The sequence below is a fragment of the Streptomyces sp. NPDC102462 genome (assembly GCF_044765425.1).
Classification (GTDB): Bacteria; Actinomycetota; Actinomycetes; order Streptomycetales; family Streptomycetaceae; genus Streptomyces.
This window is the reverse complement of record NZ_JBIWKB010000002.1, coordinates 121,105-136,427: the sequence shown is the minus strand read 5'-3', so window position 1 is coordinate 136,427 and position 15,323 is coordinate 121,105. Positions and strand designations below refer to the sequence as shown.

Below are 15,323 nucleotides of genomic sequence, written 5' to 3'. Positions count from 1 at the left end.
CAGGACCGAACACCGAAGTCCACGACAGGGGGCGCGAGATGAACACGCTGCACGGCATGAGCACCAGCGCGGTCGTCACGCGTCTGCACGACGTGAACCGAGGTTCCGAGAAGTCCGGTGCGGAGGGGAGTCCCTCCCACGCGAGCGTGTTCGAGCGTGGGGGAGGCCGGGGGTGCGCCCGCGGCACCGGGCGTCAGCACACCGCGTACATGTCGGTGGTTGACGCGCGTACGGGGGGAAGCGCGACGGGGGCCCACGGGGGAACCGCGTACAGGGAGGACTCGGGGGAGCGCCGCTCGACGACGGAGGCTGCGGACGCCGAAGCGGCGTTCACCGCCTACGTCCAGGAGCGCCGCGCCTCCCTGTACGCAACCGCCTACCACCTGACCGGCGACCGCTTCGAGGCCGAGGACCTGCTGCAGAGCGCGCTGTTCTCGACGTACCGGGCGTGGGACCGGATCAGTGACAAGGCGGCGGTCGGCGGATATCTGCGCCGCACCATGACCAATCTGCACATCAGCGCCTGGCGGCGCCGCAAGCTCAACGAGTACCCGACCGAGGAACTGCCGGAGACGCCCGGCGACACGGACGCGATGCGCGGCACCGAACTGCGCGCCGTGCTGTGGCAGGCGCTGGCCCGGCTGCCCGAACTCCAGCGCACCATGCTGGTCCTGCGCTACTACGAGGGCCGTACGGACCCGGAGATCGCGGACATCCTCGGCATCAGTGTCGGCACGGTCAAGTCCAGCATCTGGCGCTCGCTGCGCCGGCTGCGCGACGACGAGGTCCTCAGCGTCGGCCGTGACGAGGAGAACGCCTTCGGCGAACTGGTCGCCTGAAGGCCGGGGGGAACGGGGAAACACGGGGGCCCGTGAGTCCGGGGGGACCCACGGGTAGCAGGGGGGACAGCGGGGGAACGGCGGGACTGGAGGGCCGGGGGGTCCATCCAGTCCCGCTTCTCCTGTTTCTTCGGCGTGCGGTGACTACGCAGGTGTCTGGGTCTGCGCCGGGGGTGTGTGGTCCTGCGGCGGTGCGGCCGGCCGTACCCGGCGTACGGCCGCGGCGGCCATCCGGACCAGCGCCTCGTCCCGGTCGCAGGCGTGCGCGCCCAGCGACACCTGGCGGGCGACGATCGACCGCTCCGCGCGCATCAGCCGCACCCCGCGGCGCAGCAGGAACGGCACCGACTTGCGGCCCTCCGAGAGGTCCCGCAGAAAGCGCCGCCTGAAGGTGGTGAGCGCACCGCGGCTCAGGCACAACGCGTCTGCCAGCAGGCCCAGTTCACGGCAGCGCGGCACGATCTCCGCCGCGAAGATGCCCTCCGCCACGAACAGCGGGGCACGCCCGATGTGCAGCGCCTCCTCGCCGGTACGGGCGCTCTTCGCGATGTCGTACACCGGTACGGTCGTCGACCCCGTGGCGCACAGCCGGGCGATGGCGTCGACGGCGACGTCCGCGTCCCAGGACCCCGGGTGGTCCCAGTCGATGTCCGAACTCCCCGCCACCAGCGGCAGCGTCGGGTCGTCACCCTCCTTGTAGAAGTCGTCGAGGCGCAGCACGGGCAGCCCGGAACGTGCGGCGACGAGGGACTTGCCGGAACCCGAGGGGCCGCACAGCAGCACCACACGGGCGGAAGACGGGGGATGAATGCTCACGGAACACCAGTTTGACGCATGGCGCCGCCCCTGCCGACCCCGCGGGTCGGCTTTGGAACACACGTCACGCCTCAACTACCCTTCGTGTCGACATGATTACCCCGCGCACCAGAAGGCGGCACCCATGACGGCCCGACACAGCTCCTCCCGGCACCGCACCGCGCAGCGCGCGCTGATCGCCCTCGCGACCGCCTCGGCGGCCCTGGGCGCGGGCGCCGCGACGGCGTCCGCGGCCACCGAACCGGTCGCGGAGGTGCCCCTCCGGCCGACCTCGCTCGGCCACGTCGACCCGCAGACGGGACTGGCGGCCCTCACCGGCTCGGTCGGCTACGTCACCGGCCCGATCGCCGATCTCAAGCCCAACCCGCTGGCGGGCACCGGCGTCGACCCCCTCGACAACGGCGTCGGCACCCAGCTCGCCGACTTCAAGCCGGTGACCTCCAGGGCGCTGACCGCCCCGATCGCCGAGGCGGAGTCGCTGGGCAGCCTGCCCATGGCCGGGCAACTCCTCGGAGCGCTGAGCCGCTGAGGCGCCCGCGGAAGTCCCTGTGGGGAACCGCGTGACCGGCCACGGACGCCCCGCGGCCGGCGAACCACGGCAGTTCCCCGCCGGGACCCCGTCAATGACCGGGATCCGGTGGGCAACCCGCTGGACCTCGTCAGCAACCCCGTCGGGGCCGCGTCAGTACGACGAACCGGCCGCGCCCAGCGCACCCGTCGGGTGCCACACCGTCTTCGTCTCCAAGAACGCCGTCAGCCGCTCGGTTCCCGGCGTCTCGAAGTAATCCACAGGCTGTGGACGAAGGACGCGCTTCAGATTGTCGGCCGCCGCGATCTCCAGTTCCTTCGCCAGCGCCTCGTCCGCGCCCGCGAGGTCGATCGCGTTGACGTCCTGGTGCGCGGCCAGCGGCGCGGCGATCTCCGCCGTACGGCCGGAGAGCACGTTGACGACACCGCCCGGTACGTCCGAGGTGGCCAGCACCTCGGCGAGGGAGAGCGCCGGGAGAGGGGACCTCTCGGAGGCCACCACCACGGCCGTGTTGCCGGTCGCGATCACCGGGGCGAGCACCGACACCAGGCCCAGGAAGGACGACTCCTGCGGGGCCACGACGGCGACCACGCCCGTCGGCTCGGGGGAGGACAGGTTGAAGAACGGGCCCGCGACCGGATTGCCGCCGCCCACCACCTGGGCGATCTTGTCGGTCCAGCCCGCGTACCACACCCAGCGGTCGACGGCCGCGTCCACCACGGCGCTCGCCCTGGCCTTCGACAGGCCCTCGGCGTCGGCGACCTCGCGCACGAACTGCCCTCGCCGGCCCTCCAGCATCTCCGCGACCCGGTAGAGGACCTGGCCCCGGTTGTACGCCGTCGCGCCCGACCAGCCGCCGAACGCCTTGCGGGCGGCGACCACCGCGTCCCTGGCGTCCTTGCGGGAGGAAAGGGGCGCGTTCGCCAGCCACTTGCCCTTCGAGTCGGTCACCTCGTACACCCGGCCGCTCTCGGAACGCGGGAACTTGCCGCCCACGTACAGCTTGTAGGTCTTGAAGACGGACAGTCGTTCGTCAGACATCGAGGTACGCCTCCAGGCCGTGGCGGCCGCCCTCGCGGCCGAAGCCCGACTCCTTGTAGCCGCCGAACGGCGAGGTCGGGTCGAACTTGTTGAACGTGTTGGACCACACGACACCCGCCCGGAGCCGGTTCGCGACCGCCAGGATCCGCGAACCCTTCTCCGTCCAGATGCCCGCCGACAGGCCGTACGGCGTGTTGTTGGCCTTGGCGACGGCCTCCTCCGGGGTGCGGAAGGTGAGGACCGACAGCACCGGGCCGAAGATCTCCTCGCGCGCGATGGTGTGCGCCTGGGTGACGTTCGTGAAGAGCGTCGGGGCGAACCAGTAGCCCGACGAGGGGAGTTCGCAGGCCGGGGACCAGCGCTCGGCGCCCTCCGCCTCGCCCCGCTCGGCCAGCGCGGTGATCCGGGCCAATTGCTCGGCGGAGTTGATCGCGCCGATGTCGGTGTTCTTGTCGAGCGGGTCGCCGAGACGCAGCGTCGACAGGCGGCGCTTCAGGGACTCCAGCAGCTCGTCGTGGATCGACTCCTGCACCAGCAGCCGGCTGCCCGCGCAGCAGACCTGGCCCTGGTTGAAGAAGATACCGGTGACGATGCCCTCGACCGCCTGGTCGACGGGGGCGTCGTCGAAGACGATGTTCGCGCCCTTGCCGCCGAGTTCGAGGGTGAGCTTCTTACGGGTGCCCGCGACCGTGCGGGCGATCTCCTTGCCGACGGACGTGGAGCCGGTGAAGGCCACCTTGTCGACGCCGGGGTGCGCGACGAGGGCCGCGCCGGTGCGGCCGTCGCCGGTGACGATGTTCACGACACCCGCGGGCAGGCCCGCCTGACGGCAGATGTCCGCGAAGAACAGCGCGGACAGCGGGGTCGTCTCGGCGGGCTTGAGCACCACGGTGTTGCCGGTGGCGAGCGCCGGGGCGATCTTCCACGCCAGCATCAGCAGCGGGAAGTTCCAGGGGATGACCTGCCCTGCCACGCCCAGCGGCCTCGGCGACGGACCGAAACCGGCGTGGTCCAGCTTGTCCGCCCAGCCCGCGTAGTAGAAGAAGTGCGCGGCGACCAGGGGGAGGTCCGCGTCGCGCGTCTCCTTGATGGGCTTGCCGTTGTCCAGCGTCTCCAGGACCGCCAGCTCGCGGCTGCGTTCCTGGATGATGCGCGCGATGCGGAAGAGGTACTTGGCGCGCTCGGCACCGGGCAGCGCCGACCACTTCTCGAACGCCTTGCGGGCGGCCCGCACCGCCCGGTCGACGTCCTCGGCGGTGGCCTGGGTGTACTCGCTGAGCACTTCCTCGGTGGAGGGGGAGACCGTCTTGGCGAGGTCCCCGCCCGCGCTCTCGGTGAACTCGCCGTCGATGAAGAGGCCGTACGACGGGGCGATGTCGACGATCGCGCGCGACTCGGGCGCGGGAGCGTACTCGAATGCCATGGGTCAGTCCACCGTTACGTAGTCGGGGCCGGAGTAGCGGCCGGTGGCCAGCTTCTGACGCTGCATCAGCAGATCGTTCAGGAGCGAGGACGCGCCGAAGCGGAACCAGTGGTTGTCCAGCCAGTCGGCACCGGCGGTCTCGTTGACCAGGACGAGGAACTTGATCGCGTCCTTGCTGGTGCGGATGCCGCCGGCGGGCTTCACGCCGACCTGCACACCGGTCTGGGCCCGGAAGTCGCGCACCGCCTCCAGCATCAGCAGGGTGTTGGCCGGGGTCGCGTTCACCGCGACCTTGCCCGTCGACGTCTTGATGAAGTCGGCCCCGGCCAGCATGCCGAGCCAGCTCGCCCGCCGGATGTTGTCGTACGTCGACAACTCGCCCGTCTCGAAGATGACCTTCAGCCGGGCGGACGTCCCGCAGGCCGCCTTCACCGCGACGATCTCGTCGTACACCTTCAGGTACTTCCCGGCGAGGAACGCCCCCCGGTCGATGACCATGTCGATCTCGTCGGCGCCCGCGGTGACGGCCTCGCGGACGTCGGCCAGCTTGACGTCGAGCGCCGCACGGCCGGCCGGGAAGGCGGTGGCGACCGAGGCGACCTTGACGCCGGAGCCGGCGACGGCCTCCTTGGCCACGGCCACCATGTCGGGGTAGACGCAGACGGCCGCGGTCGTCGGGACCGTACGGTCCGTCGGGTCCGGGTGGACCGCCTTGGCGCCGAGCGCCCGGACCTTGCCCGGGGTGTCCGCGCCTTCCAGCGTCGTCAGGTCGACCATCGAGATGGCGAGGTCGATGGCGTACGCCTTCGCGGTGGTCTTGATGGAACGGGTGCCGAGCGAGGCGGCGCGCGCCTCCAGGCCGACCGCGTCGACGCCGGGCAGCCCGTGCAGGAAGCGGCGCAGCGTGCTGTCGGACGCGGTCACGTCGGCGAGAGCCTGCGCTGTGGGAGCAGAGGTGGGCATGGTCACCAGACGAGCATATCTACGCGCGTAGCGGCTGTACAGCCCCCGGAACCGGCCCGCACCCGGGCCGTGGCCCCGCCTCCGCCCCGGTACCGCGGATGAGCGACGCCGGCGGCGTCGGGCAGAATCGGTGCCATGACGACCCCGGACCACCAGCCATCCGAGCCGCAGCCGACGGTGCCCACCGCCAAGGACCGGGTGCACCGGTCGTCCGCGGCGATCGGCGGCGGGGTGGTGATGCTCGCCATCATCCTGTGGCTCGGCTTCGACGCGCTGTTCAACGGGCATGGCCGGACCCCCTGGCTGGCCCTCGCCACCATGATCCTCGTGGTGCCGCTGGTGGTCGCCTTCACCCTGCGCCCGGCCGTGTACGCGGGCGAGGACCGGCTGCGGGTGCGCAACCCGTTCCGGGTGATCACCCTGCCCTGGGGCGAGATCGCCGAGCTGCGCTCCGGCTACTCGAACGAGGTCGTCGCGAAGTCCGGCACCAAGTACCAGCTGTGGGCCGTCCCGGTCTCGCTGCGGGCCCGCAAGAGGGCCGCCCGGCGGCAGGCCCGGTCCGAGGCCGCGACGCGCGACGGCGGTGGCCGGTCCGGCGGGCCGGGCACGGGGGCCTCCGTTGTGGGGCGGGCTGAGGGGGATCAGGTCGTGGAGGATCTGCGGGAGGTGCTGGAGCGGCGGGGGCCGGCGGAGGCTGCGCAGGGTGACGTCGTGGTGCGGTGGGCGTATGAGGTTGTGGTGCCGGCGGTGGCCGGTGCGGTGCTGCTGGTGATCCTGCTCGCGGTGGGGTGACGGCGCTGGCGGCGCGCTTTGCCGTGTGTGGCGGGCTGTGCGGTCGGTGGTGTCGTGGCTGGGCGCGCTCGCGCGGCGGAGCCGCATGTCGATACAGCCCCGGCCTTTTGGGGGCGCGGGCTGCCGTCGGTTGGCTGCGGCTTCGTCGTGGCTGGTCGCGCAGTTCCCCGCGCCCCTTTGGGGCGGGACCCGTCGTGGGTTGGCTGCGGCTTCGTTGTGGTTGGGCGCGCTCGCTCGGCGGAGCCGCATGTTGATACAGCCCGCGCCCCTTTGGGGGGCGGCCCGTCGTGGGTTGGCTGCGGCTTCGTTGTGGTTGGGCGCGCTCGCGCGGCGGAGCCGCATGTTGATACGGCCCCGCGCCCCTTTGGGGGCGCTGTCGAACCGTAGGGGGCCTCTGCGGGTCTGCTTGGGGCAGGGTGCCGGCCGCCCGTGGGGGTGGCCGGCACCGGTGGTGCCGAGAGGTCAGCGGACGTCGACGAATTCGGCCTTGGAGACGGCGGGTGCGGTGTCGGGGGTGCCGGCGTAGGACCAGCGGTAGTCGCCGTCGGCGAACGCGCGGACGGTGGCGGACACCGTGCCGTCGGCGGCGGTGTTGACGGTCTTGAGGGTGGTGTACGTGGTGCAGCCCTTGAGGCGGAACTGCAGCTGCACGGGCCGGCCGGCCGCCGCGGCGGCGTAGGTGCCGGTCGCCCAGTCCGCGTTCTGCACGCCGCCGGTGACCGTGAGGGTCCTGCCCCACTTGACCCGGTCCGGGGCGTCGACGCCGACGTGGGTGTCGCGCCGCAGGTCGAAGCCGGCGGCCTTCTCCAGGAACTCGGCGTCGCCGTCGGCGGCGATCGCGTAGGCGCTGACGCTCCAGGCGCCCGCCAGGGAGCCGTCGGCCGGTGCGCTGCCCGGGGTGAGGGTGAAGGTGAGGGTGCAGGTGCTGGTCGCGGCAGTGGTCGGACCGCAGGCCGCGGTCGCCGGAACCGTGCTGTCCTGGCTGGTGTACGAGCCGTGGTAGAGCGTGGCGTTGATCTGCTCGAAGCCGGACGGGTCGGTCGCGGTGACCTTCACGGTGACGGTTCTCGCGCTCGTGCCGAGGACGACGGGGTCACCGCTGTTGACGACGACGCCGGTGATGTCGGTGTCGCCGAACGTCTCGTCAGCGTGCGCGGCCGGAACGGCGAGGGCGGACAGGGCCACGACGCCGCAGGCGGCGAGGGCGGCAGAGTAAATGCGCATGCGAATTCCTCAAGTCGTACGCCAAGGACCGCCAATTTCCGGTCGGCGGGCCTGAATTGACGCCTGCAGCGTACTGACTTTGTGGAGATTCAGGAACGTTTTTGGCGGCGGAGTGAAGGACATCGCCATTTTTCCGCCGAAGAAGTGCGGGCGAATATCGGGTGCGCCGATTCCATGGAAAACCGAAGGGGAAATTCGACTGGAATTTCAGCGGACCTGGCGACCACCTACGCGTACCGGGCCCCGGCCGCCGCCGCGGCGGAGCCGTCGCCCACGGCTCACGGTCGCCGTACGGCAGCCATGTGAACGAGGGGCAACTTTCCGATGAAGCATGCCGGGTACGGTAAAGACAGGGCAATCGTTGTCAATCGCGTCTCACTACTCTGCGGATGCCGCACGAATGACGATCCGTCGTCGCACCGTGCGGCCTTCCTGACGTCGGGAACCGCAGGGGTGGGGATGGATGGCGGCAAGACAGGGGGGCGCGGCCGTACCCGGCACGCGCTGTCAGATAGACATATCCGCAGACGGAAGTTACCTGTGGCGGCTCACGGCCACGAACGGGCGGGTGATCGCCGTGGCGGCCCTGACGTACCGCAGTTACGAGGAGTGCCGGGCGGCGTTCGAGCAGATGTGCGCCACCGTGGCGGGATTAGCCGGGGGTGTGCACCACACCTCTGAGGGGAACGGCTGGGTCTGGCGGCTGCGGGACCCGGCCGGCGGCGCCCTGGCCGTGTCGTCGCGTGCCTACGAGCGGCACTCGACCTGCCAGGCCGCCTACGAACGCTTCCGGGCGCTCCTGGCCGACCTGGGCTCGGCCGGGATGATCGCGTGGGAGGACGCGCACTGACCCGACCGGCCGTCGGCTTCACAGTTCACCAGCGCACGAGGGAGTCCGGACCCGCCGCACCGGCGGGTCCGGACTCCTTCGTGTCTTCACATCGCCGCGTTCACGTCAAACCCGGAAGTTGCCTGTTAGGGATGCCTCGTTCACCTTTGTGTGCGCAGAAGTCCACTGGGCCTCAGGAGCGTCGGCACATGTGACGACGCGACTGTATGAGCGACCTGTGGCCCCGGCGGACGACCCTCCCAGACGCCTGTACGCCGATCCCGGGGTGGCCGACCGTCTGTTCCGGGGTGTGCTGCGCGGGGGCGGCACCCTGGTGCTCGCCATCATGCTGCTCGTCGGCGGCTTTCTGACGTACCGGGCCTGGCAGGCGCTCTCGGTCGCGAAGTGGGGCTTCATCACCACCGAGACCTGGGAGCCCGAAGGCGGCAACTTCGGCATCGCCGCCGTGCTCGTCGGCACGATCCTCGTCGCGCTCGTCGCCATCGCGTTCGCGGTCCCGATGGCGCTCGGCACCGCGCTGTACATCTCCGAGTACGCCCCGCCGAGAATCCGGCAGACCCTCATCAGCATCGTGGACCTGATGGCCGCCGTGCCCTCGGTGGTCTACGGACTGTGGGGGCTGTTCTTCTTCCAGGGCCATGTCGTCAGCCTGTCCCGCTGGCTCGCCACGTACTTCGGCTGGATCCCCCTCTTCGAGGTCGACGGCGCCGACCCGCGCGACCCGCTCGCCACCGCCACCGTCTACACCTCCTCCACCTTCATCGCCGGCATGGTCGTGTCCCTGATGGTCGCGCCGATCATCTGCTCGGTGATGCGGGAGGTGTTCTCGCAGGCCCCGGTCGGCGAGCGGGAGGGCGCGTACGCGCTCGGCGCGAACCGCTGGGGCATGATCCGCAGCGTCGTCCTGCCCTTCGGCAAGGGCGGCATGATCGGCGGCACCATGCTGGGCCTTGGCCGGGCGCTCGGCGAGACCATCGCCGTCTACCTGATCATCTCGCCGGTGTTCGTGATCCAGCCGCACATCCTGCAGAACGGCACGAGCACGGTCTCCTCGCTGATCGCCCTGCGCTACGGCGAGGCAAGCCCCATCGGCATGTCGGCGCTGATGGCCGCGGGCCTCGCGCTCTTCCTGCTGACCCTCGTCGTCAACTTCGCCGCGTCGTCGATCGTCGCCCGCAGCCGTTCCGGCGCGGCGAGCGACTCCTGAGGAGACCGAGCCCGATGACCGTCACCACCGCACAGAGCCCGCCCGGCGACCAGGGGCCGCAGCCGAACCCGGCGGGGCCGCCCGAGCCGCCGACGGCGGGCACCACCCTGCCCGCGCGCCGCAGGACGCTCACCGAGTCACGCCGCAACCTGTCCACGCTGCGCGCCACCGACGAGTACGCCATGCTCGGCGCCGGCGCCGCGTCCCTCTGCGTCACCTGGCTGATGTTCGACCGGCTGCTGCCCTTCAACGGCGTCCTGGGCTTCATCGTCGTCGCCTACCTGCTCTTCATCGGCCTGTACGCGCTGCTGGTCTCCTTCGACGAGGACGGGCCCGCGGTGCGCGACCGGGTGGCCGCCGCCGTCGTGCAGAGCCTCGGCGTGGTGATGCTCGCCGTGCTGGCGTTCGTGGTCGTCTACACCCTCTACGAAGGCCGCGACGCGCTGCCGCACCTGAACTTCTACACCGAGTCGATGGCCGACGCGGGCCCGATCGAACCGCTCGACGTCGGCGGCATCCTGCACGCGATCGTCGGCACGCTCTGGCAGATCTCCATCGCCCTGCTGATCTGCATCCCGGCCGGGCTGGTGTGCGCGGTCTTCCTGAACGAGGTCCCGGGGACCTTCAGCCGCTTCGTGCGCACCATGGTCGAGGCGATGACGGCCCTGCCGTCCATCGTCGCCGGCCTGTTCATCTACGCGACCTTCATCCTGGCGCTGGGCTTCGACCGCTCCGGCCTCGCCGCCGCGCTGGCGATCTGCGTGATGATGCTGCCGATCGTCATCCGCGCGTCGGACGTGGTGATCCGGCTGGTCCCGGGCACGCTGCGGGAGGCGTCGTACGCCCTCGGCACCTCGCGCTGGCGCACGGTGTGGCACGTCGTGCTGCCCACCTCCCGGTCCGGACTGACCACGGCGATCATCCTGGGCACGGCCCGTGGCGTGGGCGAGACCTCGCCGGTCCTGCTGACCGCCGGTTACACCGCGGAGCTGAACGCCGACCCGCTGCACGGCCCGATGGTGTCGCTGCCGCTCGCGACCTTCGAACTCGTCAAGTCCCCTGAACCCACCTACATCGCCCGCGGCTTCGGCACCGCGGCGGTGCTCCTGGTGCTGGTGCTCGTCCTGTTCGTCATCGCCCGCATCATCGGCGGACGCGGACCGGGCCGGCTGACCCGTCGTCAGGAGCACCGCCGCGTCAGGGCCTCCCGCCGGGACGCGAAGCGCTTCACGGCGTACGGCCCCGCCGACCAGCCGTCAGACAGACCCGCACCGACGAGGAGCACTCCGTGATACCCGCACTTGTCCGTCGTCGTCCGCGCGCTACGCGCGTGTACCAGGCGCTGGCGCTGCTCGTCGCCATGGTCTGCGCGCTGATCGCCGCCCATCCGCCGAACGCCTTCGCGGACACCTACACCAAGATCAGCGGCTCCGGTTCGACCTGGAGCTCCAACGCGATCGAGCAGTGGCGCCGCAACGTCCGCCAGCAGGGCATGACGGTGAACTACTCGGCGGTCGGCTCGTCGGTCGGCCGTCAGCAGTTCAAGAACGGCACCTCCGACTTCGGTGTGTCCGAGATCCCCTACGGTCTCAACGACCTCGGCCAGTCGGACCCGCCGCCCACGCGCAAGTACGCCTACATGCCGATCGTGGCCGGTGGTACGTCGTTCATGTACAACCTGAAGATCGGCGGCCGGCAGGTCACCAACCTCCGGCTGTCGGGCGAGGTTCTGACCAAGATCTTCACCGGCAGGCTGACGATGTGGAACGCGCCGGAGATCAAGGCGGACAACCCCCGGCTGAACCTGCCGGCCCGCCGGATCGTCCCGGTGGTCCGCTCCGACGGCTCCGGTACGACCGCGCAGTTCACGCTGTGGATGTCCAAGGAGTACGGCTCCCTGTGGAACGACTACTGCCGCCGGGCGGGCAAGTCGACGCCGTGCGGTCTGACGTCGTATTTCCCGGTGATCCCCGGCTCCGGCTTCGTCGCCCAGTCCCAGTCGCTCGGCGTGGCGGGCTACGTCAAGCAGTCCCAGGCCGAGGGCGCCATCACCTACGTCGAGTACTCGTACGCCAGGAACGCGGGATTCCCGGTCACCAAGGTCCTCAACCACTCCGGCTACTACGTCGAACCGACCGCCTCCAGCGTGGCGGTCGCCCTGACCAAGGCCGAGATCAACAATGACCCGCGCTCCGCGAACTACCTGACCCAGAAGCTCGACAACGTCTACACCTTCGGGGACAAGCGCACCTACCCGCTCTCCAGCTACAGCTACATGATCATCCCGACCAAGGAGGAGAGCGGCTTCACCAAGGCCAAGGGGAAGACGCTCAGCGCCTTCAACAACTACTTCCTCTGCGAAGGCCAGCAACAGGCCGACCGGCTCGGTTACTCGCCGCTGCCGAAGAACCTGGTGGAAGCCGCCATGGACCAGACGCGGAAGATCCCGGGTGCCGTGCGCGAGAGCATCGACATCAACAAGTGCAACAACCCGACCTTCTCCGGCGGCAAGAACCTCCTGATCCAGAACGCCCCCTACCCGCAGGCGTGTGACAAGAAGGGCTCGGACCAGTGCGCCACCGGAACCGGTGGCGCCAAGACCCCCACGCCGGTCAGCAACGGCGGTTCCGGCGGGTCCGGCTCGGGCGGCGGCTCCGGCTCGGGCGGTTCCGGCTCGACAGGCGGCTCGGGAGGCTCGACGGGCGGCTCAGACGGCTCGGGCGGTACGGGCCCGGGAGGCTCGACGGGCGGCTCCTCCGGCGGCGGTACGGCGGGCAGCACCGGTGGCACGGGCGGCACGGGCGGCGGCACGGCCGTCGACCCCGACACCGGTCAGGTCCTCGGCGACGGCCAGTCCACCGGCGACGCCTCCGTCGCCGCCAGCCCGGTCTCGCTGGGCGCGGACGACGCCCTCGGCCTGCGTACGGCGCTGATGGCGCTGTCGGCCGCGCTGCTCGTCGGCGTCGTCGTCGGGCCACCGGTCGTCGCGCGGGCGATGGCCAACCGGGCGCGCCGCAAGGGCGGTGCGGCATGACCGAGCTGCTGACGGGGCGGCCCCGGCCGCGCATCCTCGTGGCCGTGGGCTGTCTGCTGGCCGGACTCGTGGTGGCGTTGCTGCCGGTGCCGCCGGCGACGACGCCCGCCGTGGCGGCGGACAACGAGAACTCCGCGGTGACGAAGCCGGGGACGAAGGGCAAGTACGACGACTTCTCCGACCTGAAGGTGACCGTCCACCAGACGAAGAACCTGCACTCCCAGAGCGTGCGGGTGAGCTGGAAGGGCGGGGCACCCACGGAGACGGAGGGTTCGTTCAACCGCAACTACCTGCAGATCATGCAGTGCTGGGGCGACGATCCGTCCGGTCCCGACCGGGAGCAGTGCGTCTTCGGCGCGGGCACCACGGTGGGGGCGGGGAGCGGCCGGATCGTGCGCCATGGGACCGGGACAGCCTCGGGCAGCGAGGACGACCCCGAGGAGGACGAGAAGTACACGGGCTCGTTCCCCTTCGTCCCCTTCCGCCCGGCCAACGGCGAGCCGCCCACCACGTCGTCCCACGACTACACCTACTTCGGCCTGCTGGACAGCAACGAGCAGAAGGCCGTACGGACCTTCGCCAACGGCACCGGCGAGACGGAGTTCGAGGTGCAGGACGGGGTGCAGGCGGACTACCTCGGCTGCGGCGTGAACACGGCGCCCTCCGGCAGTACTCCCGCCCCGCGCCCCTGCTGGCTGGTGGTCGTGCCGCGGGGCACCCACGAGCCGAGCGGCAATGTGGTCACCGGCAGTGACAAGCTCGTCTCCTCGCCGCTGTCCGCGACGAACTGGGCGCAGCGGATCGTCTTCCGGCTGGACTTCCAGCCGGTCGACGAGTTCTGCCCGGAGGGCCAGGCCGAGCGGGCCGTACCCGGCTCCGAACTCGCGGACGACGCCGTCTCGTCCTGGGCCCCCAAGCTGTGCACCGCCACGGGGAGCACCTTCACCTTCAACCGCGGGCCCGAGGACGCCGCCAGGAACGAGGTGCTGGGCGCGACCGAGGACGCGCCCGCCATGGGTGTCACCGTCGATCCGGTGCCCCGGACGGGAGAGGGAGCGCGTGTCGTCCATGCGCCGGTCGCGGTGTCCGGGCTCGTGATCGCGTTCTTCGTCGAAGGCCCGTCCGGGATGATGCAGGAAATGAAGCTGACTCCTCGGCTCGTGGCCAAGATGCTCACTCATTCGTATGTGCGTGACGTCCCTTATGCGACCAACTGCAATCCTCAGCCCTGCCCGCCCGGTGAGCCGGCCCCGCCCGAGTACCTCAAAAACAATCCGCTGAACTACACCAAGGACCCAGAATTCCTGGACCTCAATCCGGACTACGCCGACCTGGATTCCCAGACAGAGCCGCTGAGTCTCATGGTTCCGCAGGGCGACTCCGACACCACGCGGGTCATCTGGGACTGGCTCAAGTCGGACAAGGAGGCCAGGGAATTCCTCGCCGGGAAGGCGGACCCCTGGGGCATGGTGGTGAATCGCCACTACAAGGAGCTGGACCTCGCGAGCAACGCGTCCCCGGCCGACTATCCCAAGTCGGATCCGACCGTGGCGACCGCCATCGGCAATGACTTCAACGACTCCGTGGAGTACACGATCCTGGACCTGGACCCCTACACGCTCGACCTGCACGACGGAGCCGTCAAAACCCGACGAGGCAACAACGGCCGCACCATCAACTACGTGGCCAGGAACGGTGAGGTGCCGGCCAAGCTGGCCAACCAGGCCCCGGTGCCGGGCAGGCAATGTGCCATAGCGATCGTCGATGCCGCTTCGGCCGCGCGGTACGGGTTGCAGACCGCGGCGCTGCGCAACGCGGACGGGACATTCGTGAAGCCGTCGGCCGGCACGCTGCAGGCGGGCGTCGGCGCCATGCGGCCGTCGCCGGACAACTCCAGCGTGCTCACGCCGGATCCGGCACGGGCCAAGGGCCAGGCGTATCCGCTGACCGCCGTGACCTACGCCGCGGCCTCGGTGGACCAGGGCGCCAAGGACCGCAAGGCGTACGCCGACTTCATCCGGTACGCCGCCGGACCGGGCCAGACGCAGGGCCGGGCGGTCGGCCAACTTCCCCCCGGCTACGCGCCGTTGTCGGCCAAGCTGCGCAAGCAGGCCGAGACCGCCGCCGACGACCTGGAGCGCGGTGACCCCGGAAGCGGTACCTCGACCGACGAACCGAACGCGAACGGTTCAGGGGGACTCACCGGCGGGGCCGGCAGCGGAGGGACCGACTCCGGCGTGGCCGGCGGCGGGAGCGGCGCGGGCGGGACCGGGTCCGGCGACACCGGCGGGCCGTCGTCCGGGGCAGCCGCCGCGAACGGCTCGGCGCCCCCTTCGTCAGGGCCGCAACAGAATATCGGCCAAGCCAAACCAGGAATAACACCGGGCGACATCCTCGGTGTTATCCGCTGGGTACTTCTGGCCGTGCTCTTTTTGGGTGGAGCATCAGGTCTTGCAGGCCCTGTAATGCTTCGCTATGCGCAACGGCGGACTCCCTAGGAGACACCTAGGAAGCCTTCCCGTAACCTTTCCCTCGTTGGGAATTTGTTGGTCACGGCGCGACATTCTGGAAATGTATGCGGTGGCCGGCCGACGGGTCGGCAGCA

The 15,323-nt window shown here is 70.5% G+C and carries 13 protein-coding genes; 8 read left to right on the top strand and 5 right to left on the bottom strand.

What is annotated here, in order from left to right:
* Positions 1–38 precede the first annotated feature (38 nt).
* Complete coding sequence (locus tag ACIRFL_RS02760; RefSeq protein WP_404023326.1) at positions 39–839, top strand: SigE family RNA polymerase sigma factor; 801 nt, start codon at positions 39–41, stop codon at positions 837–839.
* Positions 840–983: 144 nt separating this feature from the next.
* Here the strand turns inward: ACIRFL_RS02760 and ACIRFL_RS02755 are convergent, their stop codons facing one another.
* Positions 984–1,622, bottom strand: coding sequence for a uridine kinase (locus tag ACIRFL_RS02755; protein ID WP_404023567.1), 639 nt, complete (start codon positions 1,620–1,622; stop codon positions 984–986).
* Positions 1,623–1,779: 157 nt separating this feature from the next.
* On the opposite strand from ACIRFL_RS02755, the gene ACIRFL_RS02750 reads away from it, so the two are divergent.
* On the top strand, positions 1,780–2,184 hold the full coding sequence (locus ACIRFL_RS02750; protein ID WP_404023325.1) for a hypothetical protein: 405 nt from the start codon (positions 1,780–1,782) through the stop codon (positions 2,182–2,184).
* Positions 2,185–2,337: 153 nt separating this feature from the next.
* Here the strand turns inward: ACIRFL_RS02750 and ACIRFL_RS02745 are convergent, their stop codons facing one another.
* From ACIRFL_RS02745 to deoC, 3 genes are read right to left on the bottom strand one after another with little or no spacing between them, the layout of a single operon-like run.
* Positions 2,338–3,225: an aldehyde dehydrogenase family protein gene (locus ACIRFL_RS02745; protein ID WP_404023324.1), complete on the bottom strand. Its 888-nt coding sequence runs from the start codon at positions 3,223–3,225 to the stop codon at positions 2,338–2,340.
* Positions 3,218–4,648, bottom strand: coding sequence for an aldehyde dehydrogenase family protein (locus ACIRFL_RS02740; protein WP_404023323.1), 1,431 nt, complete (start codon positions 4,646–4,648; stop codon positions 3,218–3,220). The genes ACIRFL_RS02745 and ACIRFL_RS02740 overlap by 8 nt, the downstream gene beginning before the upstream one ends.
* Positions 4,649–4,651: 3 nt before the next feature.
* Positions 4,652–5,611, bottom strand: a complete 960-nt coding sequence (gene deoC, locus ACIRFL_RS02735) for a deoxyribose-phosphate aldolase (protein WP_404023566.1) — start codon at positions 5,609–5,611, stop codon at positions 4,652–4,654.
* A 135-nt stretch (positions 5,612–5,746) separates the two neighbouring features.
* Between deoC and ACIRFL_RS02730 the strand changes: the two genes are divergently transcribed.
* On the top strand, positions 5,747–6,403 hold the full coding sequence (locus tag ACIRFL_RS02730; protein WP_404023322.1) for a PH domain-containing protein: 657 nt from the start codon (positions 5,747–5,749) through the stop codon (positions 6,401–6,403).
* Positions 6,404–6,865: 462 nt separating this feature from the next.
* Here ACIRFL_RS02730 and ACIRFL_RS02725 read toward each other — a convergent pair whose 3' ends face one another.
* The gene (locus ACIRFL_RS02725) at positions 6,866–7,627 is read right to left on the bottom strand and encodes a DUF5707 domain-containing protein (RefSeq protein ID WP_404023321.1); all 762 of its coding nucleotides are present in this window, start codon (positions 7,625–7,627) and stop codon (positions 6,866–6,868) included.
* A gap of 463 nt (positions 7,628–8,090) precedes the next feature.
* Between ACIRFL_RS02725 and ACIRFL_RS02720 the strand changes: the two genes are divergently transcribed.
* The 5 genes from ACIRFL_RS02720 (at position 8,091) to ACIRFL_RS02700 (ending at position 15,216) form a co-directional block, all read left to right on the top strand.
* A complete protein-coding gene (locus ACIRFL_RS02720) occupies positions 8,091–8,477 on the top strand; it encodes a DUF1508 domain-containing protein (RefSeq protein WP_404023319.1) in 387 nt (128 codons plus the stop codon).
* 190 nt (positions 8,478–8,667) lie between these two features.
* Complete coding sequence (pstC, locus tag ACIRFL_RS02715; protein ID WP_404023316.1) at positions 8,668–9,684, top strand: phosphate ABC transporter permease subunit PstC; 1,017 nt, start codon at positions 8,668–8,670, stop codon at positions 9,682–9,684.
* 14 nt (positions 9,685–9,698) lie between these two features.
* Positions 9,699–10,976 carry a phosphate ABC transporter permease PstA gene (gene pstA / locus ACIRFL_RS02710; RefSeq protein WP_404023315.1) on the top strand — a complete coding sequence of 426 codons (1,278 nt, stop codon included), beginning with the start codon at positions 9,699–9,701 and terminating at the stop codon, positions 10,974–10,976.
* Positions 10,973–12,718 carry a phosphate ABC transporter substrate-binding protein PstS gene (gene pstS / locus ACIRFL_RS02705; RefSeq protein WP_404023313.1) on the top strand — a complete coding sequence of 582 codons (1,746 nt, stop codon included), beginning with the start codon at positions 10,973–10,975 and terminating at the stop codon, positions 12,716–12,718. Before pstA ends, pstS begins: the two co-directional genes overlap by 4 nt.
* Positions 12,715–15,216: a hypothetical protein gene (locus ACIRFL_RS02700; protein ID WP_404023312.1), complete on the top strand. Its 2,502-nt coding sequence runs from the start codon at positions 12,715–12,717 to the stop codon at positions 15,214–15,216. Before pstS ends, ACIRFL_RS02700 begins: the two co-directional genes overlap by 4 nt.
* The last annotated feature ends 107 nt before the right edge of the window (positions 15,217–15,323 follow it).

Excerpts from the sequence above, each read along its gene's own strand:
- deoC (WP_404023566.1), bottom strand. The coding sequence starts at position 5,611 with ATGCCCACCTCTGCTCCCACAGCGCAGGCTCTCGCCGACGTGACCGCG.
- ACIRFL_RS02730 (WP_404023322.1), top strand. The coding sequence starts at position 5,747 with ATGACGACCCCGGACCACCAGCCATCCGAGCCGCAGCCGACGGTGCCC.
- pstA (WP_404023315.1), top strand. The coding sequence starts at position 9,699 with ATGACCGTCACCACCGCACAGAGCCCGCCCGGCGACCAGGGGCCGCAG.
- ACIRFL_RS02720 (WP_404023319.1), top strand. The coding sequence starts at position 8,091 with ATGGCGGCAAGACAGGGGGGCGCGGCCGTACCCGGCACGCGCTGTCAG.
- ACIRFL_RS02700 (WP_404023312.1), top strand. The coding sequence starts at position 12,715 with ATGACCGAGCTGCTGACGGGGCGGCCCCGGCCGCGCATCCTCGTGGCC.
- ACIRFL_RS02725 (WP_404023321.1), bottom strand. The coding sequence starts at position 7,627 with ATGCGCATTTACTCTGCCGCCCTCGCCGCCTGCGGCGTCGTGGCCCTG.
- ACIRFL_RS02740 (WP_404023323.1), bottom strand. The coding sequence starts at position 4,648 with ATGGCATTCGAGTACGCTCCCGCGCCCGAGTCGCGCGCGATCGTCGAC.
- ACIRFL_RS02750 (WP_404023325.1), top strand. The coding sequence starts at position 1,780 with ATGACGGCCCGACACAGCTCCTCCCGGCACCGCACCGCGCAGCGCGCG.
- ACIRFL_RS02745 (WP_404023324.1), bottom strand. The coding sequence starts at position 3,225 with ATGTCTGACGAACGACTGTCCGTCTTCAAGACCTACAAGCTGTACGTG.
- ACIRFL_RS02760 (WP_404023326.1), top strand. The coding sequence starts at position 39 with ATGAACACGCTGCACGGCATGAGCACCAGCGCGGTCGTCACGCGTCTG.